Below are 19,684 nucleotides of genomic sequence, written 5' to 3'. Positions count from 1 at the left end.
TGTTCACGGTCAAGCCCGATGAACTGTTGGCCTCCGCTCTCAATGCCATGGCCGAAAAAGACATCGGCTCTTTGGTGGTCATGTCCCATGGACAACTGGTGGGCATGCTGACGTTTCGCGAGGTGATCCAGCAAGTGGTCAAAAATGGCGGTCAAGTGGGCCAGACCACGGTGCAGGGTGCCATGGACGCCCAGCCGATGACTTGCAGCAGTGACACCGATCTGGACGAGGTGCGCCGCCTCATGCTGGAGCACCATGCCCGTTACATGCCGGTCATGGATGACCAAATGCTGATGGGTGTGATCAGTTTTTACGATGTGGCCAAAGCCGTGGTGGACAGCCAGGACTTTGAAAACAAGATGCTCAAGGCGTACATCCGTGATTGGCCCGATCAAGAAAGCAACACGGCCCCCACCTGATCCGTTCAGCCACCCCGGCATCACGAGCATGGGGTGATGGATCTGCCTCGACCCAGTGCGAAAAACCGAGCCCAACCGAACGTGATGACCATGCCCGCTTTACTGGGCAAGTGTCAATCATCTGGCCATCCAATGCCCATAGAGGCCTGCGCAGCCAAGGCAAGGGTCGGCTCTGGAATAATAGCCACCCATGAGCGGCAATACCTTCGGACAACTTTTCTCGGTCACCAACTTTGGTGAATCCCACGGCCCAGCCATTGGCTGCGTGATCGACGGCTGTCCGCCGGGCATGCCTTTGAGCGAGGCCGACATCCAACCCGACCTCGACCGTCGCCGCCCGGGCACCAGCAAATTCGTCACCCAGCGCAATGAGCCCGATGCGGTGCAAATCCTCTCGGGCGTGTACCAAGGCCTCACCACCGGCACCCCGATTTGCCTGCTGATCCACAACACCGACCAGCGCAGCAAGGACTATGGCGACATCCTGCAGACCTTCCGTCCCGGCCATGCCGATTACACCTACTGGCGCAAATACGGCCTGCGCGACCCACGGGGCGGCGGCCGCTCGTCGGCCCGCTTGACGGCCCCCATGGTGGCAGCCGGGGCGGTGGCCAAGAAGTGGCTCAAAGAACAGTTTGGCACCACGTTCGTGGGCTGCATGAGCCAGATTGGCGATATGCCGATTGGCTTTGAGAGCTGGGACCATGTCCATAACAACCCGTTTTTTGCCCCGGTGGCCGATGTGTCGGCGCTGGAGGACTACATGAACGCGCTGCGCAAGTCGGGCGATTCGTGTGGTGCGCGCTTGCGCGTGGTGGCTCGGGGCGTGCCCGTGGGCTTGGGCCAGCCGCTGTTTGACAAGATCGATGCCGACATCGCTTACGCCATGATGGGCATCAACGCTGTCAAAGGCGTGGAAATTGGCGCGGGCTTTGGCTGCGTCACACAAAAGGGCAGCACAGCGGGCGACGCGCTCACGCCCGAGGGCTTTGTGGGCAACAACTCGGGCGGCGTGCTGGGCGGCATCAGCACCGGGCAAGACATCGAGGTGTCGATTGCCGTGAAACCCACCAGCTCCATCCTGATCGCCCGCGATTCGATTGACGCCAATGGCCAGCCGACAGAAGTCCTCACCAAAGGTCGTCACGACCCGTGTGTGGGCATCCGTGCCACCCCGATTGCCGAGGCCATGCTGGCCTTGGTGGTCATGGAGCACGCTTTGCAACACCGCGCACAGTGCGGTGATGTGGCACACGACTTGCCGCCTATTGCTGCTGCCAAGCCTTGAGGCATGACGCCACGCCGTCAGCTCATGCCTTTTGCCGCGCTGTCGGCCAGTTATTTCGCGCACATCGGGTTTTTCAACCCTTATTTGCCGCTGTGGTTGCAAGACATGGGCCTGAGCTTGCTCACCATCAGCGTTCTCACGGCCGTGCAGGCCACCACCCGCTTGTTTGCGCCCTATGCCTGGGGGGCCATCAGCGACCGCACGGGTGAACGGGTCAAGCTGCTGCGCATCGGCGCGGGGGTGGCGTTTGCCACGTCCTGGCTGCTGTTTTGGGATTGGGGTCCACTGGGTCTGGGGCTGGTGCTGCTGCTCATGTTCACCCACACCAGCGCCATGATGCCCATGAGCGAGGCGGCGATGGCGCACCTGGTCAGCCAAAACGGCGCGTTTGACTCCAAGCGCTACGGCCGCATAAGGCTTTGGGGTTCCATGGGATTTTTGATCACGGTGTTTGTGGCCGGGGCTTGGTTCGAGGCTTTCGGGATGAAGCACTTTCCCGGTTGGACCGTGTTCAGCCTGGGCGCGGTGCTGCTGAGCGTGTGGTGGATGCCCGACATCAAGGAAGCCGCCCAATCGGTGCGCGAGCATGTGTCGGTCATGCCCGTGCTGAGGCAAAAGGCGGTGCAATGGTTTTTTGCGGCTACTTTTTTCCATGTGCTCTCGCACATTGGTATTTATGTTTTCTTCTCGCTTTACCTGGACTCTTTGGGTTACAGCAAAACCATGATCGGCGTGCTGTGGGCGCTGTCGGTGGCGGTCGAAGTGTTGTGGTTTTTCAATCAGTCCACGTGGTTACCGCGCGTGTCCTTGACCGGCTGGCTGGTGGCCTGCTCTGCCGTCATGCTGCTGCGCATGGGCATGACAGCCAACTGGGCTGATGTGCTGTGGGTCTTGCTGTTGGCGCAAACCCTGCATGCCATCACTTTTGCAACGCACCACACCGTCTGCATTGCCCTGATTTCACACCATTTTCCGGGCCGCTTGCGCGGCCGTGGCCAAGCTTTGTACACCGTGGCGGCCTATGGTTTTCCGGGGGTGATTGGGGCCTTGCTGGGTGGGTTGCTCAGTGAGCGGTGGGGTTTGCAAAGCGTGTTTGTGGCCAGCATGGTGACCAGCACTGTGGCCACCGCGGCGGCTTACAAGGTCTGGCGGTTGCAGCACCCCAAGCCCAAGGTGCCCGGCTGAATCGGCTGGGCTGTCTGCCACCCTTTTTTTTGCCCGGTTTTGCGTGTGCTTCCAGTCCTTTGTTCAACACCTTCGTCCAGTTATTGATGCCATCCCAAGCCATCTCTGTCGCCGTCTTGCCTGACTTTTTACCCCCCGAATTGGCCTTGGCTTTGGCCGGGGCCGAGCGCCTCGAGACCTCTTGCCATTCAGCCCGAATGGTCTGGCACGCGTGGGGGTCTGTCGCTGCGCCAACGCTGATCTTGCTTCATGGCGGCAGTGGCAGCTGGACGCACTGGGTGCTTTGCGTTGCACCGCTGCGCGATGCGGGTTGGCGCGTGCTGGTGCCCGACTTGCCGGGCTTTGGCGACTCCGATCTGCCTGCGGGCTGCACCGATGTGAACGACTTGCCTGCGCATTTGCATGCAGGCTTGCACCAGTTGCAAGGCGCTGGTCTTTGTGCCGGGCCGGTGAGCGTGGCGGGTTTTTCATTCGGAGGCATGGCTGGGGCCTTGTGGTTGGCCGAGCACCCCCAAGATGCGGCGCAATTGGTGCTGGTGGGCGCACCTGGCATGGGCCTGGCGGCGCCCGATCGCACGCCTTTGAAGGGTTGGCGGCACCTGCAAAGCCCCGAGGCGCAAGAGGCTGTTCACCGCCACAACCTTTTGGCGCTGATGTTGCTGGCCCCCGAGGCGTTGGACGAACTGGCGCTGCGTTTGCACAGCACCAATGTCCAGCGCGACCGCATGCCCCGCCGGCGCTTGTCATCGACCGACATCGTGGCGCGGGTTTTGCCACAGGTGAAAGCCCGGGTCAGCGCCATATTTGGCGAACACGACGCCCTGTACCGAGGGCGCTTGCCAGAGTTGGCTGCGGCATTGCCCCTGATGGCCAATTGCTGGGGAGACTGGCAAGTCGTGCCGAGAGCAGGTCATTGGGTGCAGTATGAAGCCGCGGCGCTTTTCAATGCGGCTTTGCTTGAAGTCCTGAGCCCTGAGCCCAAGATTTAAATCAGGCGGGTGGGGACGGCAAATGAAAGCGGGCCTCAGGCGGGCTGCAAGGCTTGCAGCAATTCGGTTTCGATCTCGATTTGCGCACGGTTGTGCTGCAAGGCCGGGCCGCTGATGAGGAAGGTGTCTTCGACCCGCTCGCCCAGGGTGCTGATCTTGGCCAGATGCAGGTAGATGCCATGCTGGGCCAGCACGCGGGCGACGCTGTAGAGCAAGCCGATGCGGTCGCTGGCCGAGATGCTGAGCAGCCATTTTTGGCCTTGCTCGTCCGGGTTCAGCGTCACCCGGGGCGTGACCGGGAAACTCTTGACGCGCCGCGAGACCCGGCCGCGAGACGGCGAGGGCAGGGGGGCCTGCTTTTCCAGGGTCTGCGTCAGACCCGACTCGACCATGCTCATCAGCTCGCGGTAATGCTCGGGCAGCATAGGCGTGACGATCTGGAAGGTGTCCAGCGCCCAACCGGTGCGCGTGGTGTGGATTTTGGCGTCCAGGATGCTGAAGCCCGCTTGGTCAAAGTGTCCGCAGATGCGGGCGAACAAATCCGTTTGATCGGGTGTGAACACCAGGACCTGCAAACCCTCTCCGACCGGGGAGTGCCTGGCACGCACGATGGTGCGTGACTGTTCTGGCGTGTTCATGGCCACATGGCGTGAGAGCTGGCGCGCATGCCAGGCGATGTCCGAGGCATCGTGGCGCATGAAATAGCTCAGGTCCAGCGTGTCCCACAGTGCCTTGTGCCCTTCGTGGGGCTGGGCCTGGCGGGCCAGCTCGATCAGGGCTTCGCGTTTGCGCGCTTGCACCTCGGCAGTGGCATCGGGGGCGCGGCCACCGAGCACGCGCAAGCACGATTTGTACAGGTCTTCCAGCAGCTTGGCTTTCCAGGCGTTCCAAACCTTGGGACTGGTGCCCCGGATATCGGCCACGGTGAGCAGGTAAAGGGCCGTCAAACGGCGCTCGTTGCCCACGCGCTGGGCAAAACGAGCGATGACTTCGGGGTTGCCCAGGTCTTCTTTCTGCGCCACGCGGCTCATGGTCAGGTGTTCACTGACCAGGAACTCGATCAGCTGCCCGTCTTCCTTGCCAACCTGGTGCTGACGGCAAAAGGTGCGCACTTCGGCACAGCCCAGTTGCGAGTGGTCGCCTCCCCGGCCTTTGGCGATGTCGTGGAACAGGGCTGCGGCGTACAAAATCCAGGGCTTGTCCCAGCCACTGGCCAATTGCGAGCAAAAGGGGTATTCGTGCGTGTGCTCGGCCATGAAAAAGCGCCGTACATTGCGCAGCACCATCAGGATGTGCTGGTCCACCGTGTAGGCATGGAACAGGTCGTGCTGCATTTGACCCACGATGCGCCGGAACACCCACAGGTAGCGCCCGAGCACCGAGGTCTCGTTCATCAGACGCATGGCATGCGTGATGCCCTGGGGCTGCTGCAGGATCTGCATAAACGTCTGCCGATTGACCGGGTCGGCGCGAAAGCGCCCGTTCATGATGGCGCGCACGTTGTACAGCGCACGCAGCGTGCGGGCCGACAGCCCCTTGAGGCCGGGCGTGGCCTGATAAAGCAAAAAGGTTTCGAGGATGGCGTGCGGGTGTTTTTGGTACAGGTCATCGCTGGCCACTTCGATCAGCCCGGCTTTTTCAAAAAAGCGCTCGTTCAAGGGGCGCAAATGGTCAATGCTTTCGCCGCGCTCGGTTTTGAGTCGGTCTTCGATGTTGAGCAGCAAAATTTGGTTGAGCTGCGTCACGGCTTTGGCAGCCCAATAGTATTGGCGCATCAGTTTTTCACTGGCGCGCAAGGCCAGCCGACCCTCGGGCGTGATGTCCGAGGCATAGCCAAAGGTCTCGGCCACATTGGTTTGCAGGTCAAACACCAGCCGGTCTTCACGCCTTTTGGCTTGCAGGTGCAAGCGGGCGCGGATCAGGCCCAGCAGGGCTTCGTTGCGCTTGATTTGACGCGCTTCCAGCGGCGTGGCCAGGCCTTTGCGCGCCAACTCGTCCCAGCTGTGGCCCAGCCCTGCGGCGCGGGCCACCCACAAAATCATCTGCAGGTCGCGCAAGCCGCCGGGCGACTCTTTGCAGTTGGGCTCCAGGGCGTAAGGGGTGTTGTCAAACTTGGTGTGGCGCTGGTGCATTTCCAGGGTCTTGGCCACCAAAAAAGCCTGCGGGTCCATGGCCGCCTGAAATTGCTTTTGGAATTCGATGAACAGTTTGGTGTTGCCCGTCACCCGGCGAGACTCCAGCAACGAGGTCTGCACCGTGATGTCTTTGGCCGATTCGGCCAGGCACTCGTCCAGGCTGCGCACGCTGGAGCCAATTTCCAGGCCCGTGTCCCAGCAGCTGCCAATGAAGCGCTCAAGTTGCGCCTGCAGGGCTGGATCGCTCTCCGGGGTTTGGCCAGGGGGCAGCAAGACCAGCACGTCCACGTCGGAGTGCGGGAACAACTCAGCGCGGCCAAAACCGCCCACCGCCACCAGCGCCAGCTCAGGGGCAAAGCCCGCGTTTTGCCACAACTGGATCAGCAAGCCATCGGCCAGGATGGCCATTTGTTTGAGGGTTTGCTTGAGGCCCCTGACGGCCGAGCCGCTGTTGGCCAAGACCTGAATCACGGCCGACTTGTCGCGCTTGTAAGTCTCGCGCAGCGCCATCAGATCGGCCGGATCGGTCCAATCTGGCGAGGGGACCTGGCCGCTCATGTCAGGCCGTGACTGAGGCGGTCACAAAAGGGGGCACGGCGGGTGTGCCAACCGAGACGGTGAGCACTTCGTAGCCGGTTTCGGTGACCAGCACCGTGTGCTCCCATTGGGCCGACAGCGAATGGTCTTTGGTCACAATGGTCCAGCCGTCGCCCATTTCCTTGATGTCGCGCTTGCCGGCGTTGATCATGGGCTCGATGGTGAAGACCATGCCCGCCACCAATTCGGTCAGGGTGCCGGGCTTGCCGTAGTGCAGCACTTGCGGTTCTTCGTGGAACACGCGGCCTATGCCGTGGCCGCAAAACTCACGCACCACTGAAAAACCATGGCCTTCGGCAAATTTCTGGATCGCGTGGCCGATGTCGCCCAAGTGGGCGCCAGGTTTGACCTGATCAATGCCTTTCCACATGGCGTCGTAGGTCAGCGTGGCCAGGCGCTTGGCCGCAATTGAGGCTTCGCCGACATGGAACATGCGGCTGGTGTCGCCATGCCAGCCGTTCTTGATGACGGTGATGTCGATGTTCACCGAGTCGCCTTTTTTGAGAGGCTTGTCGTTCGGGATGCCGTGGCAAACCTGGTGGTTGACCGAGGTGCAGATCGACTTGGGGTAGGGCTTGTAGCCCCCAGGCGCGTAGTTCAGCGGGGCTGGAATGGCTTGCTGCACATCGACGATGTAGTCGTGGCAGAGCTTGTCGAGTTCGTTGGTGGTGACGCCGGGCTTCACATAAGGGGTGATGAAGTCCAGAACTTCCGAGGCCAGGCGGCCTGCCACGCGCATCGCAGCGATGTCGTCGGCATTTTTAATGGTGATGGTCATGCGATCGATTATCCCATTGGGGCATTGCGCTCGCCATGAGGGTGCTTGAAAACCATCGGCTTCGCTTGTCCACAGGCCCATGGGTAAACACCAATTCATCATTGGTTGGATAGATTGTATTCTGTATACAGTAATGACTTCATCCCTTTTACAACTCACTGCGGCCCCGGACCTGGTTGAACAGGTGTACAGCCGTTTGCTTGACGCCATCAGCGAAGGAACCTTGCCGCCGGGCGAGCGTCTGACGCAGGAAGACTTGGCCCAGCGCCTGGCGGTGTCCCGCCAGCCGGTGTTGCAGGCCCTGCGTTTGCTGAAAAAAGACGGTTTTGTCGAGGACGCGCCGGGCCGAGGCGTGCGTGTCACGCAGCTCGATATTGGCTGGATTGCACAGGTCTACCAAGTCCGCGGCAGCCTGGATGCGCTGGCCGTGCGGCTGGCGGCCGAGCACGGTGCCCGGCTGGATGAAGGCGTGATGCGCCAGGGCCGCTTGGCCGAAAGCGGACGCGACGTGCAAGCCATGATCCAGGCCGACCTGGCCTTTCACCGCGCCATTTACCAAGCATCAGGCAACCCACTCATCGCACACAGCATTGAACTGCACTGGCACCACCTCAAGCGCGTCATGGGCGCCGTGCTGCAATCTTCGCAGCAGCGCCAAACCGTGTGGGACGATCACGAAGCCATTGCGCATGCGATTTCAACAAAGGACGCCGATTTGGCCGTGCGCCTGGTGCAAGAACATGCCGACAAGGCCAGCGTGCAACTCACGGCCCGATTGACTGAACAAATTCAAAACCTCAAAACAGGAGCACCCCATGAAATTGACCCCCGAACAACTGGAACAATTTGACCGTGACGGTTATTTGTTTTTTCCAGGGCTTTTCACCCCCGAAGAAACCAAAAACCTGACCGATGCCGTGCCCGAGCTGTACAGCCGCCGCGAGGCCTATAACGTGCGGGAAAAAGGCAGCGAAGCCGTGCGCACCAACTTTGCAGCCCACATGTACAGCGAGCCATTTGCCAAGCTGGCACGCCACCCCCGCATGATCGGGCCAGTACAAGAGCTGTTTGGCGAAGCGCTTTACATGCACCAGTTCAAGATCAACGGCAAGATGGCTTTCGAAGGCGATGTGTGGCAATGGCACCAGGACTACGGCACCTGGCTCAATGACGATCTGATGCCCACCGAGCGCGCCATGAACGTGGCGATTTTTCTGGACGATGTGAACCCCTTCAACGGCCCGCTCATGTTCATCCCCGGCAGCCATAAGAAAGGTGTGGTCGAGGCCAAGCACGACCTGTCCACCACCAGCTACCCGCTGTGGACGGTGGACAACGACCTGATCCGCCAATTGGTGCAACGCGCCGGCGACAAAGACGGCGGCATCGTCAGCCCCACCGGGCCAGCAGGCTCGATGATTTTGTTCCACAGCTGCCTGGTGCACGCCTCTACCAGCAACCTCTCGCCCTGGAATCGGGTGAGCGTGTACCTGAGTCTGTGCGCCGTGTCTAACCACATTCGCCGCCACAAGCGCCCCGAATACATCGCCCACCGCGATTTCACGCCCATCAGCTGCCTGCCCGACGACTGCCTGATCAACAGCTACCCGGTGGACCTGCCCTGGAAAGGCGGTATGCCCGAAAGCGCCTTGAAAACCTCGCTCGATGTGTTGAAAGAAGCCGCATGAACCTGCACGCCAAACTCCTGCAACGTGCGGCAGAAAACCGCCCCATCCGCATCGGCCTGATCGGCGCGGGAAAATTCGGCTCCATGTATTTGGCGCAGATCCCCCGTACGCCCGGCGTGCATTTGGTGGGCATTGCCGATTTGTCGCCCGATAACGTGCGCACCAACCTGGCCCGTGTGGGCTGGAACCCCGAGCGCCTCACCGCCACCAGCTTGGACGATGCCGTGAAAAACGGCACCACCCATGTGGGTGATGACTGGCAAAGTCTGGTGCGTCACCCGGCGGTGGACGTGGTCGTCGAGTGCACCGGATCGCCCCTGCACGCGGTGGACCACATTCTGGAAGCGTTTGCCCACCGCAAGCATGTGGTCAATGTCACGGTAGAAGCCGACGCGTTTTGCGGCCCCTTGCTTGCCACCCGTGCGCAAACAGCAGGCGTGGTCTATTCATTGGCCTTTGGCGACCAGCCCGCGCTCATTTGCGATCTGGTGGACTGGGCCCGCACCTGCGGCTTTCCGGTCGTGGCGGCGGGCCGGGGCCACAAATGGCTGCCGCACTTTTGCGAATCCACGCCAGAAACTGTGTGGGGCTATTACGGCCTCACGCCCGAGCAGGCCGAGCGCGGGGGCCTCAACCCCAAAATGTTCAACAGCTTTCTGGACGGCTCCAAGCCCTCGATTGAGAGCACCGCCGTGTCCAACGCCACGGGCTTGGGCGTGCCCAGCAATGGTTTGCTCTACCCCCCGGCCAGTGTGGAAGACATCCCCTACGTCACCCGCCCGATCTCGGAAGGCGGCGTGCTCGAGCGCAAGGGCATGGTGGAAGTCATCTCCAGCTTGGAAACAGATGGCCGAAAAATTCCCTACGACATCCGCATGGGGGTGTGGGTCACGGTGGAGGCCGAGACCGACTACATCAAAAACTGTTTTGAAGAGTACAACGCCCACACCGACCCCTCGGGCCGTTACTTCACGCTGTACAAACGCTGGCACCTGATTGGCCTGGAAGTGGGCGTCAGCGTGGCCAGCGTGGCCCTGCGCAACGAACCCACCGGCGTGGCCATCGGCTGGAACGCCGACGTGGTGGCCACCGCCAAGCGCGACTTGAAGCCCGGCGACATGCTGGACGGCGAGGGCGGTTACACCGTCTGGGGCAAGCTGCTGCCAGCGGCCACCTCCAAACGCATGGGCGGCGTGCCCCTGGGCTTGGCGCACGGCGTGAAAGTGCTGCGCCCCGTGGCCAAAGGCCAAAGCCTCACTTGGGACGACGTGGCGATGGACACCAGCACCCATGCTTACAAAATCCGGCGCGAGATGGAGGCGACTTCGGTGCTGGGGTGAGCTTGATTTGCTGGGCTCGAGTTTCTGGAGAGACCGCTATCGGTGGCTCAACAGACGCCTCATCAACAGGGTTTGAAAATCCTGTTGATGCCCTGCGATGGCGTAGACATACAGCGTGTCGTCGATTTTGCGGTGCAAGATCCGATGGTGCGATGTCACACTTGTTTTGTAGTCAAAAATGCCCACGTCAGCAAATGCTTGGACGACAGTGCCGGACAAAAAACCACTGTCCAGTTCAGAGAGTTTTTGAAAAATTTCATCTTCGGCTTTGAGCCAAAGTGGTTCGCTCCAACGATCGAGCATGTAGCTTTGCACCGACAACAAGTCTTCTCGCGCATCGGGCAGGATGACAATGCTCACGGTTTGTGCTCTGTGCGCTTTTGTGCCAACAATGCGCGAACTTCTTCCACACTTTGACCTTGTCCGTCCAACCTGTCCTTTTCGCCCATGGCCACCACCTTAAGCATGGCAATGAGGTTTTCTTTGTCCTGGTATTGCTGGATGCCTTCAACCACCATGCTGGCTTCGCCGTTTTGGGTGATGATGAAAGGCGTGCCATTCATGTCAAGGGATTCTGCAATTTGGGCTGCATGGCTCTTCAAGTAAGAAATGGACTTGATGTGTTGCGTGGCTTGCATGTGGGCTCCATTTAGTATGGGTCTGAATTTATACCCAAATTCGGACCAAAGCAAGGTCAATTTAATGGACCTGTGCTCTTTTGAGCCCGTTCAGGGCGGATGCAAAACATCTTGAAGTGCTGTTGTCATGGGGGTGTTGTCAGGGTTTCCCCCGTTAAAATACCGCCTTTGCCGGTCAGCCCCAGACAGCGGCCCCGGAATGACGGTTTTCTGTCTCTTTACAAGGCCACCCCGTGTCCCTGCACCTCACGACTTTTGAAGGCGCCAGCGCCCTCAGCGACTTTCGCATGGCCCAGCTTTTGCCAAGATTGGCCGCCATTTCGCCGCAAATACAGGGTATTTCATCCCGTTTTGTCCACATGGTCGCCACGACCACGCCTTTGGCTGAGGCCCAAAAACAGACACTTTCCGCACTTCTGACTTACGGCGAGCCCTATGCTGGACCGGTGGACGGTCCGGTGATCGTGGTCAGCCCCCGCATTGGCACCGTGTCGCCTTGGGCGTCCAAGGCCACCGACATCGCCCACAACTGCGGTTTTGAGCTGCGCCGTGTGGAGCGCCTGACGGAATACCGTTTGACCATGAAATCTGGCTTGCTCAGCAATTCCAAGCTGTCGCCCGAGCAACTGGGCCAGGTAGCGGCCGTGTTGCACGACCGCATGACCGAATCCGCCATGCCCAGCCGCGATGAGGCGGCGGCCTTGTTCACGGCGCTGGAACCGGTGCCCATGTCGCATGTCAATGTGTTGGGCGGTGGCCCTGAAATGGGAAGGAAGGCTTTGGCGGATGCCAACAAAGCCTGGGGCCTGGCCCTGGCCGAAGACGAAATCGATTATTTGGTCACCGCTTTCACGGGTCTCAAACGCAACCCCACCGATGTGGAGTTGATGATGTTCGCGCAGGCCAACAGCGAGCACTGCCGCCACAAGATATTCAACGCCGAGTTCACCATCGACGGCGTGGCCCAGCCCAAGAGCCTGTTCGGCATGATCCGCCACACGCACCAGCTCAGCCCCCAGCACACGGTGGTGGCGTATTCGGACAACGCTTCGGTGATGGAAGGCCACACGGTGGAGCGTTTTGTAGCCCGAACCGGTGAGCAGGGCGCGGCTTACCAGTCTGAACAAGCCCTGCACCATGTGCTGATGAAGGTGGAAACCCACAACCACCCGACGGCGATTTCACCTTTCCCAGGCGCATCCACGGGCGCCGGTGGCGAGATCCGCGACGAGGGCGCGACCGGGCGCGGCTCCAAGCCCAAGGCGGGTTTGAGCGGTTTCACCGTGTCCAAACTTTGGGGCGGCATGTCGGACCAAGCGGGCGGCAAGCCCGCGCACATCGCAAGCCCCTTGCAAATCATGACCGAAGGCCCACTGGGCGGCGCGGCGTTCAACAACGAGTTTGGCCGCCCCAACTTGCTGGGCTATTTCCGCGAATACGAACAGACCGTGGATGGTGTGGTGCGCGGCTACCACAAGCCCATCATGATTGCGGGTGGTCTGGGCCAGATCGACGCCGAGCAAACCCAAAAAATCAAATTCCCTGCGGGCAGCTTGCTGATCCAGCTGGGCGGCCCTGGCATGCGCATTGGCATGGGCGGCAGCGCGGCCAGCTCCATGGCCACCGGCACCAACGCCGCCGAGCTGGATTTTGATTCGGTGCAGCGCGGCAACCCCGAGATCGAGCGCCGGGCGCAAGAGGTCATCAACCATTGCTGGGCGCAGGGTGCCAACAACCCCATCCTTGCCATTCACGATGTGGGCGCGGGTGGTTTGTCCAACGCCTTTCCCGAGCTGACCAACGATGCCGGTCGCGGTGCACGCTTTGACCTGCGTGCCGTGAAGCTCGAAGAATCGGGCCTGTCGCCCAAAGAAATCTGGTCCAACGAGAGCCAGGAACGCTATGTGCTGGCGATCGCGCCAGACTCTTTGGCGCAGTTCACCGCCTTTTGCGAACGCGAGCGCTGCCCCTTTGCGGTGATCGGCGTGGCGACCGATGAGCGCCAATTGGTACTTGAAGATAGCGTTCAGCGTTCAGCGTTCAGTGTTGAGCGCGAAGACCAAGACGCTCAACGCTCAACGCCCGACGCTCTACGCCCAGTCGACATGCCCATGGACGTGCTGCTGGGCAAGCCGCCCAAAATGCACCGCGATGTGCGCACCGTGGCGCGTCAGTCGCCCGCCATGGACTTGAACGGCGTGAGTTTGCAACAAGCCGTGATCGACGTGCTGAGCCACCCCACGGTGGCGTCCAAGCGATTTTTGATCACCATCGGTGACCGTGCCGTGGGGGGGCTCACGCACCGCGACCAGATGGTTGGCCCCTGGCAAGTGCCTGTGGCCGATGTGGCCGTGACCCTGGCCGACTACGCATGCTTTGCCGGTGAAGCCATGAGCATGGGCGAGCGCACCCCTCTGGCCTCGCTCAATGCCGCCGCCTCGGGCCGCATGGCCGTCGCCGAGGCCATCACCAATTTGCTGGCCGCGCCCATCGAGCTGCCTCGCGTCAAGATGTCCGCCAACTGGATGGCCGCTTGCGGCGAACCGGGCGAAGACGCCGCCCTTTATGAAACGGTGAAGGCCGTGGGCATGGAACTGTGCCCGGCGCTCGACATCTCGATCCCCGTGGGCAAAGACAGCTTGTCGATGCGCACGCAGTGGCTCGTACCGAAGGGCGATTCAAGTACCGACGGCGAGACCCGCAAGGTCACTTCGCCCGTCAGTCTGATCATCACCGCCTTTGCCAGCTTGCCCGATGTGCGTGGCACGCTCACGCCGCAGCTCGATGCGCAAGAGGGCGACACCAGCCTGGTGCTGATCGACTTGGGCCAAGGCCAAAACCGCATGGGCGGCAGCGTGCTGGGCCAGGTGTTGGGCCAGTTTGGCGACAGCGTGCCTGATCTGCATGATCCTCAAACCTTGGTCAGCTTGGTCCATGCCGTGAACGCTTTGCGCGCCAAGGGACAGATCCTGGCCTACCACGACCGCAGCGACGGCGGCGTGCTGGCTGCTGTGGCCGAGATGGCTTTTGCGGGCCATGTGGGCGTGGCGCTCAATGTGGACATGCTGGTGACGGAGGGCGACGGCATCACCGACAGCCGCGCCGACCACGGCGACGCCAAGAACTGGGCGGGTCAGGTCAGCGCCCGCCGCGAAGAACTCACCCTCAAAGCGCTCTTCAACGAAGAGCTGGGCGTGGTGCTGCAAGTGCGCACAGCTGAGCGCAACGCGGTGCTGCAAACCTTGCGCGAACACGGCTTGTCCAAGCACACGCATGTGATCGGCAAGACCCGCCCCGTGCAATCGACCATCCAAAAAGGCGTGGGCGAACTGAGCATCTGGCGCGACACCAAAGAGGTGTTTGTGGCCAAGCTCGAAGACCTGCATCAGGTTTGGGACAGTGTGAGCTGGAAGATTTGCCAGCAGCGCGACAATCCTGCCTGTGCTGATGCCGAACACGCCGCCGCAGGCCAGGCCAGCGACCCCGGCATGCATGTGGCGCTGAGCTTTGACCCGGCTGAGAACGTGGCCGCGCCGTTCCTGAACCTGTCGCGCCCCAAGGTGGCGATCTTGCGCGAGCAGGGCGTCAACTCGCATGTGGAAATGGCTTACGCCTTCCACAAAGCGGGCTTCGAGTCGCACGATGTGCACATGACCGACCTGCAATCGGGCCGTGCCAACTTGGCCGACTTCCAGGGCCTGGTGGCTTGCGGCGGTTTCAGCTACGGCGACACGCTCGGCGCGGGCATTGGCTGGGCGCGCAGCATCACCTTCAACCCAGCGCTGGCTGATCAGTTCAAGGGCTTCTTTGGCCGCGCCGACACCTTGGGTCTGGGCGTGTGCAACGGCTGCCAGATGTTTGCCGAACTTGCCGACATCATCCCCGGTGCACAAGATTGGCCGCGCTTCACGACCAACCAGAGCGAGCGCTTTGAAGCGCGTCTGTCGATGGTCGAAGTGCTGGAGTCGCCCAGCCTGTTTTTGCAAGGCATGGCGGGCAGCCGCTTGCCGATTGCGGTGGCGCACGGCGAAGGCTTTGCCAACTTCAAGCACCGGGGCAATGCGGCGCAGGCCATTGGCGCGATGCGCTTTGTGGACAACCACGGTCAAGCCACCGAGCAGTACCCGTTCAACCCCAACGGCAGCGCGGGCGGTCTCACGGCCGTGACCACGGCCGACGGGCGCTTCACGGCCATGATGCCGCACCCCGAGCGCGTGTTCCGCAATGTGCAAATGAGCTGGACGAGCGGTGACATTGCCGCCACCAGCCCTTGGTTGCGCGTGTGGCAAAACGCCCGCAAGTGGGTGGGCTAAGTCCGTGAACGCATGAAGTCCGACACGCCACGGCAGTGGTTCCCCCCTTCACAACTGGCCTTTTACTTTGACCAGGGTGCGTGGTCGCGTGGCACCACGCTGTACCTGCAAAACAAAGTGATTTCTTCGCAGCTCACGCCCGATGGTGAAGGCTGGCGTTTGCAAGGCCAGGTGGAAGGCAGCGAGGTGCGTCCCTACACCGTGAACGCCGAGCTGCGCGTCAGCCCGGGCGGGAACCTGAGTGAATGGCGCAGCGGCTGCACCTGCCCAGTTGGGCGCTATTGCAAACACGGCGCGGCCTTGGGCATTTTGGCGTCCATGCAAGGTCTGGCCTTGCTGGATGAATGGGGCAGCGACGGGCCTTCGCCTGAGGTGCTGGCGCGTCGCAGCCAGATGGAAAAAGAGCGGGCCCTGAGCCACGCTGAATACCAGGCCCGTGAATGGCTGACCCGGCTGGAAAACGCCAACGGTCCGGCCGCTTACAGCTTGCCCGGGGCCACACAAGAACAGTTTGTTTACCTGCTGTCGGTGGCCTATTTGGGGCACAAGCCCTTGTTCCACCTGAGCGTCAAGCGGGCCGCGCAAAAACGCAATGGCGAGTGGGGCAAGCCCAAGAAAGTCAGCAACGAGCCCTTGCCGCATGACCCGATTTGGGCCAGCAGCAGCCCTTTGGACCGTGACATTTTTGACCTGATGAAAGCCTGTCCGGCGGCCAGCAGCTTCAGCTCGTATGGGTTTCAGGGCGAGGTCAAGCTGCACGGCATGCCCGGGCAATTGCTGCTCAAGCTGTGCAGTCAAACCGGCCGCCTGATGTCGGCCGAAGGTGCGGTCAGCTTGCAATGGAGCGAGACCGCCGAAGCTTTGGTCGGCGATTGGCAAGAAGTGCCTGCGCAAGACAACTTGCCCGCCGGCTGGAAGCTGAGCATGCAACCCCAGCGTGCGGGTGTGGTTTATGGGCTGAACGAGCCGCCTTTTTACATGGACACGCTGCAAGGCCACTGCGGCCTACTGAACACCCAAGGCCTGAGCGCCAACGAGCTGCAGGTGATGTCCAGCGCGCCCGTATTGCCCGAAAGCGTGGTGTTCAAGTTTCAGAACCAGTTGATGGCGCGTTTGGGTCCCGTGCCTCTGCCGCCCGTGATCGCGCTAACGCCCGAAATCCGGAATGTCCCAGCCCGCGCCATGCTCGACATCGCACCTGTCCATGCCCAAGACCGTGGCACACACGGCCTTTTCATGGCCGAGTTGACCTTTGATTACGCCGGTCATCGCGGCTTTTGGACCGGGACCGCCCAACGCGTCCTGGTCGGTCATGGCACGCAGGCGCGCATGCTGGTGCGTGACATGCCTGGCGAACTCAAAGTCAGGACCGCCTTGGAAGCATTGGGCATGGTCGCTTTCGAAGTGAACATGCTGGGCTTGCCTCCCGAAAGGTCTCAGCAGTGGTTGGAATGGCTGGAAACAGACTTTGCGCCCATTCGCCAAGCTGGCCTGGACGTGCGTTTTGCAGCAGGCGAGGTCACTTGGCTGCGCGAGGCCGACGATGTGCACATCGACCTGTCGGGCGACGCCCAAACGCCCGAAACCTCCCCTTGGTTTGATTTGTCGCTGGGCATGGACATCGATGGCCAGCGTTTGAACATCCTGCCCTGGGTGCCCACCATTTTGACGGCTTTGGCCCGCATCAGCGTGCGCAACGCCGAGGGCGAGACCGCCACTTTGCCGCCGTTTTTGTACCTGCCCGAGTTGCAAGGCGAGGGCTTTGTGAAGTTGCCCACCGCCAAGATCGAACCTTGGCTGAACACCTTGATGGAGCTGGTCTCCGAGCGCGGACGCGACTGGAGCGGCGATGGGCTGCGCTTGTCACGCTTGGAGGCCTTGCGCACAGCCGCCTCGCTGGGCCAGGGTGTGGCCTGGGCGGGTGCCCAAAGCCTGATGAATTTGTTGCAGCAAATGCGTGGCCTTGAAAGCTTGCCCGAGGTGAGCGTGCCCACCAATTTGCAAGCGACCTTGCGGCCTTATCAACAGCAAGGCCTGAACTGGTTGCAGTTTTTGCGGCAGCACCAACTGGCCGGTATCTTGGCCGACGACATGGGCTTGGGCAAAACCCTGCAGACCCTGGCGCACATCCTGACCGAAAAAGAGGCCGGTCGCCTCACGCATCCGGCCCTGATCGTGGCCCCGCTGAGCTTGCTGGGCAATTGGCAGCGCGAAGCGGCCCGCTTTTGCCCCAGTCTGCGCACCCACATTCACCATGGCCTGTTGCGACATGGGGCCGCGCAAGACCTCAGTGGTTTTGACATCGTGCTCACGCCGTACTCTTTGCTGCACCGCGACCGCGACCTGTGGCTGGCCACCGACTGGCATTTGCTGGTGCTCGATGAAGCGCAAAACATCAAGAACGCCAACACCCATGCCGCGCAAACCGTGGGCGACATCCCGTCCCGTCACCGCCTGTGTTTGTCGGGCACGCCCATGGAGAACCACCTGGGTGAGCTGTGGAGCCTTTTCCACTTTTTGATGCCAGGCTTTCTGGGCAGCCAAAAGCGTTTTGGTGTGCTGTTTCGCAACCCCATCGAGCGCCAGGGCAACAGTGAAAAAATGGACCAATTGCGCAAGCGCATCACGCCCTTCATGCTGCGACGCACCAAGGATGTGGTGGCCAGCGAGTTGCCACCGAAGATCGAAACCCTCATGCCGGTGCCCCTGCAAGGCAAGCAAGCCGATCTGTACGAAACCATCCGTTTGGGCATGGAAAAAACCGTTCGTGACGCCTTGAATGCGCAAGGTTTGGCCAAATCGCAGATCACCATCCTGGACGCGCTGCTCAAGCTGCGCCAAGTTTGCTGCGACCCGCGACTGCTCAAATTGGGCGCGGCCAGCCAAGTGCAGCAATCGGCCAAACTCGAGCAGTTGCTCGACATGCTGCCCGAGATGGTGGCCGAAGGTCGCAAAATTTTGCTGTTCTCGCAGTTCACCCAAATGCTCGGCCTGATCGAACAAGAGCTGCCGCGCCTGGGCATTCCCTGGGTCAAGCTCACAGGCCAAAGCAAAAACCGCGACGCGATCATTGACCGGTTCACCAGCGGCGAGGTGCCGCTGTTCCTCATCAGCCTGAAAGCGGGGGGCGTGGGGTTGAACCTGCCGCAAGCCGACACGGTGATCCATTACGACCCTTGGTGGAACCCGGCCGTGGAAAACCAAGCCACCGACCGTGCCCACCGCATTGGCCAAACGCAAAACGTGTGGGTCCTCAAATTGGTCGCCCAAGGCACCATTGAAGAGCGGATGCTGGCCCTGCAAGAGCGCAAAGCCCAGTTGGCCCAGGACATGTACTCTGGCGCGGTGCAGCGCAAAGAGCCTTTGTTTGGCGAGTCTGACCTGAACGAACTCTTCAAGCCGCTGGGTTGAGCACATCGGCATGCGCGTGTTGCATCAACTTCTCAATGCTTTGACATTGAGTTCGCTCCTGGCCTGCAGCCCCGAAAAGACCGAAGGCTTGCCTGCAACCCAAGCTTCGTCAACGGTCAGCGCAGAACCTGTGGCGGGCGCTTGGGCACTGGCCGATGCCTTCGGCCCCGACGTTCAAGAAGCTGCCCGCTTTGCGGTGCAGACCTATGCGGTACAGAACAAAGCACGGGTGCTTTACAAAGATGTGACCCAAGCCCGTCAACAAGTCGCGGCAGGCCTGATCTTTGATCTGCACATCCAAGTGACCTTGGACGGCGCCCGTCGCAACACAAGCGCCAAGGTCTGGCGTCAGCCCGATGGCGCTTATCACCTGCAGGCTTGGGCGTGGCTGGACTGAAGCCCATTGAAAGGCCTGTCGGTGCGGGTCACGACCGTCATGCTTGGGGTGTATGCAGCTGACCGCACGCGCAAGGGGTTGAGCCCTGAGCAATGCCGTTGGAGGTTTGAGCAACCGGTCCTCAAGCAACTTGTGCAAAAGGCAGGGCAATGCGAGCGCAAGCCCCTTGTGCGGTGTTTTGCAGCGACAAGCGCCCATCAAATTGCGCGAGGATGGTCTTGGAAATCGACAAACCCATGCCCAGCCCCGAGATCTTGGTGGTGTAAAAAGGGTCTCCCGCTTGCTCGGCGGCCACTGCTGACAAGCCTGGCCCGGTGTCATGGACCTCGATCAAAATTTCACGATTTTCCTGCCGGATGTCCATGCGAATGCTTCGGGTCTGAACCTTTTCGACCGATTCCATGGCGTTGCGCACCACATTGAACAAGACTTGAGACAGTTGCACGGCATCGCCCAGCACCCATATCGGTGTGTTGGGCAGGATCGGTTTGACGATTTCCGTGTTG

At 61.1% G+C, this 19,684-nt stretch carries 15 protein-coding genes; 10 read left to right on the top strand and 5 right to left on the bottom strand.

Annotated features, from left to right (window positions below):
- From ACIQ47_RS09160 to ACIQ47_RS09145, 4 genes are all read left to right on the top strand, one after another.
- Positions 1-419: CBS domain-containing protein (locus tag ACIQ47_RS09160; protein WP_396437836.1), on the top strand; the 419-nt coding region annotated here is incomplete at its 5' end.
- Between the two features lie 190 nt (positions 420-609).
- On the top strand, positions 610-1,707 hold the full coding sequence (aroC, locus tag ACIQ47_RS09155) for a chorismate synthase (RefSeq protein ID WP_396437835.1): 1,098 nt from the start codon (positions 610-612) through the stop codon (positions 1,705-1,707).
- A gap of 3 nt (positions 1,708-1,710) precedes the next feature.
- Positions 1,711-2,892 carry an MFS transporter gene (locus ACIQ47_RS09150; protein ID WP_396437834.1) on the top strand — a complete coding sequence of 394 codons (1,182 nt, stop codon included), beginning with the start codon at positions 1,711-1,713 and terminating at the stop codon, positions 2,890-2,892.
- Between the two features lie 86 nt (positions 2,893-2,978).
- On the top strand, positions 2,979-3,881 hold the full coding sequence (locus ACIQ47_RS09145; RefSeq protein ID WP_396437833.1) for an alpha/beta fold hydrolase: 903 nt from the start codon (positions 2,979-2,981) through the stop codon (positions 3,879-3,881).
- A gap of 35 nt (positions 3,882-3,916) precedes the next feature.
- Here ACIQ47_RS09145 and ACIQ47_RS09140 read toward each other — a convergent pair whose 3' ends face one another.
- Complete coding sequence (locus ACIQ47_RS09140) at positions 3,917-6,574, bottom strand: [protein-PII] uridylyltransferase (protein ID WP_396437832.1); 2,658 nt, start codon at positions 6,572-6,574, stop codon at positions 3,917-3,919.
- 1 nt (position 6,575) lies between these two features.
- Complete coding sequence (gene map, locus ACIQ47_RS09135; protein WP_396437831.1) at positions 6,576-7,391, bottom strand: type I methionyl aminopeptidase; 816 nt, start codon at positions 7,389-7,391, stop codon at positions 6,576-6,578.
- 133 nt (positions 7,392-7,524) lie between these two features.
- On the opposite strand from map, the gene ACIQ47_RS09130 reads away from it, so the two are divergent.
- The 3 genes from ACIQ47_RS09130 to ACIQ47_RS09120 are packed head-to-tail and all read left to right on the top strand — an operon-like array spanning position 7,525 to position 10,419.
- Entirely contained in the window at positions 7,525-8,241 is a 717-nt protein-coding gene (locus ACIQ47_RS09130) for a GntR family transcriptional regulator (protein WP_396437830.1), read from the top strand.
- Positions 8,207-9,079: a phytanoyl-CoA dioxygenase family protein gene (locus ACIQ47_RS09125; protein WP_396437829.1), complete on the top strand. Its 873-nt coding sequence runs from the start codon at positions 8,207-8,209 to the stop codon at positions 9,077-9,079. The genes ACIQ47_RS09130 and ACIQ47_RS09125 overlap by 35 nt, the downstream gene beginning before the upstream one ends.
- A complete protein-coding gene (locus tag ACIQ47_RS09120; protein WP_396437828.1) occupies positions 9,076-10,419 on the top strand; it encodes an NAD(P)H-dependent oxidoreductase in 1,344 nt (447 codons plus the stop codon). Before ACIQ47_RS09125 ends, ACIQ47_RS09120 begins: the two co-directional genes overlap by 4 nt.
- A gap of 36 nt (positions 10,420-10,455) precedes the next feature.
- Here the strand turns inward: ACIQ47_RS09120 and ACIQ47_RS09115 are convergent, their stop codons facing one another.
- Both ACIQ47_RS09115 and ACIQ47_RS09110 read right to left on the bottom strand, forming a co-directional pair.
- A complete protein-coding gene (locus ACIQ47_RS09115; protein WP_296291931.1) occupies positions 10,456-10,779 on the bottom strand; it encodes a type II toxin-antitoxin system RelE/ParE family toxin in 324 nt (107 codons plus the stop codon).
- The gene (locus ACIQ47_RS09110) at positions 10,776-11,057 is read right to left on the bottom strand and encodes a type II toxin-antitoxin system Phd/YefM family antitoxin (protein ID WP_296291930.1); all 282 of its coding nucleotides are present in this window, start codon (positions 11,055-11,057) and stop codon (positions 10,776-10,778) included. The genes ACIQ47_RS09115 and ACIQ47_RS09110 overlap by 4 nt, the downstream gene beginning before the upstream one ends.
- A 233-nt stretch (positions 11,058-11,290) precedes the next feature.
- On the opposite strand from ACIQ47_RS09110, the gene purL reads away from it, so the two are divergent.
- The 3 genes from purL to ACIQ47_RS09095 are packed head-to-tail and all read left to right on the top strand — an operon-like array spanning position 11,291 to position 19,178.
- Complete coding sequence (gene purL / locus ACIQ47_RS09105; RefSeq protein WP_396437827.1) at positions 11,291-15,370, top strand: phosphoribosylformylglycinamidine synthase; 4,080 nt, start codon at positions 11,291-11,293, stop codon at positions 15,368-15,370.
- Between the two features lie 12 nt (positions 15,371-15,382).
- On the top strand, positions 15,383-18,781 hold the full coding sequence (locus ACIQ47_RS09100; RefSeq protein WP_396437826.1) for an SNF2-related protein: 3,399 nt from the start codon (positions 15,383-15,385) through the stop codon (positions 18,779-18,781).
- A 10-nt stretch (positions 18,782-18,791) separates the two neighbouring features.
- Positions 18,792-19,178, top strand: a complete 387-nt coding sequence (locus ACIQ47_RS09095; protein ID WP_396437825.1) for a cystatin domain-containing protein — start codon at positions 18,792-18,794, stop codon at positions 19,176-19,178.
- 121 nt (positions 19,179-19,299) lie between these two features.
- Here the strand turns inward: ACIQ47_RS09095 and ACIQ47_RS09090 are convergent.
- Positions 19,300-19,684, bottom strand: a 385-nt coding sequence (locus ACIQ47_RS09090; protein WP_396437824.1) for a sensor histidine kinase, incomplete at its 5' end; no start/stop codon positions are given.

The organism is Limnohabitans sp. (assembly GCF_044373035.1).
Lineage (GTDB): Bacteria > Pseudomonadota > Gammaproteobacteria > Burkholderiales > Burkholderiaceae_C > Limnohabitans_A.
The sequence above is the reverse complement of the archived record's forward strand: the minus strand, read 5'-3'. Positions and strand labels throughout refer to the sequence as shown.

Bases quoted from the DNA above. Each gene is read 5' to 3' on its own strand.
- ACIQ47_RS09110 (WP_296291930.1), bottom strand. From the start codon at position 11,057: ATGCAAGCCACGCAACACATCAAGTCCATTTCTTACTTGAAGAGCCAT.
- ACIQ47_RS09140 (WP_396437832.1), bottom strand. From the start codon at position 6,574: ATGAGCGGCCAGGTCCCCTCGCCAGATTGGACCGATCCGGCCGATCTG.
- ACIQ47_RS09120 (WP_396437828.1), top strand. From the start codon at position 9,076: ATGAACCTGCACGCCAAACTCCTGCAACGTGCGGCAGAAAACCGCCCC.
- ACIQ47_RS09100 (WP_396437826.1), top strand. From the start codon at position 15,383: ATGAAGTCCGACACGCCACGGCAGTGGTTCCCCCCTTCACAACTGGCC.
- ACIQ47_RS09095 (WP_396437825.1), top strand. From the start codon at position 18,792: ATGCGCGTGTTGCATCAACTTCTCAATGCTTTGACATTGAGTTCGCTC.
- ACIQ47_RS09150 (WP_396437834.1), top strand. From the start codon at position 1,711: ATGACGCCACGCCGTCAGCTCATGCCTTTTGCCGCGCTGTCGGCCAGT.
- ACIQ47_RS09145 (WP_396437833.1), top strand. From the start codon at position 2,979: ATGCCATCCCAAGCCATCTCTGTCGCCGTCTTGCCTGACTTTTTACCC.
- aroC (WP_396437835.1), top strand. From the start codon at position 610: ATGAGCGGCAATACCTTCGGACAACTTTTCTCGGTCACCAACTTTGGT.
- map (WP_396437831.1), bottom strand. From the start codon at position 7,391: ATGACCATCACCATTAAAAATGCCGACGACATCGCTGCGATGCGCGTG.
- ACIQ47_RS09125 (WP_396437829.1), top strand. From the start codon at position 8,207: ATGAAATTGACCCCCGAACAACTGGAACAATTTGACCGTGACGGTTAT.
- ACIQ47_RS09130 (WP_396437830.1), top strand. From the start codon at position 7,525: ATGACTTCATCCCTTTTACAACTCACTGCGGCCCCGGACCTGGTTGAA.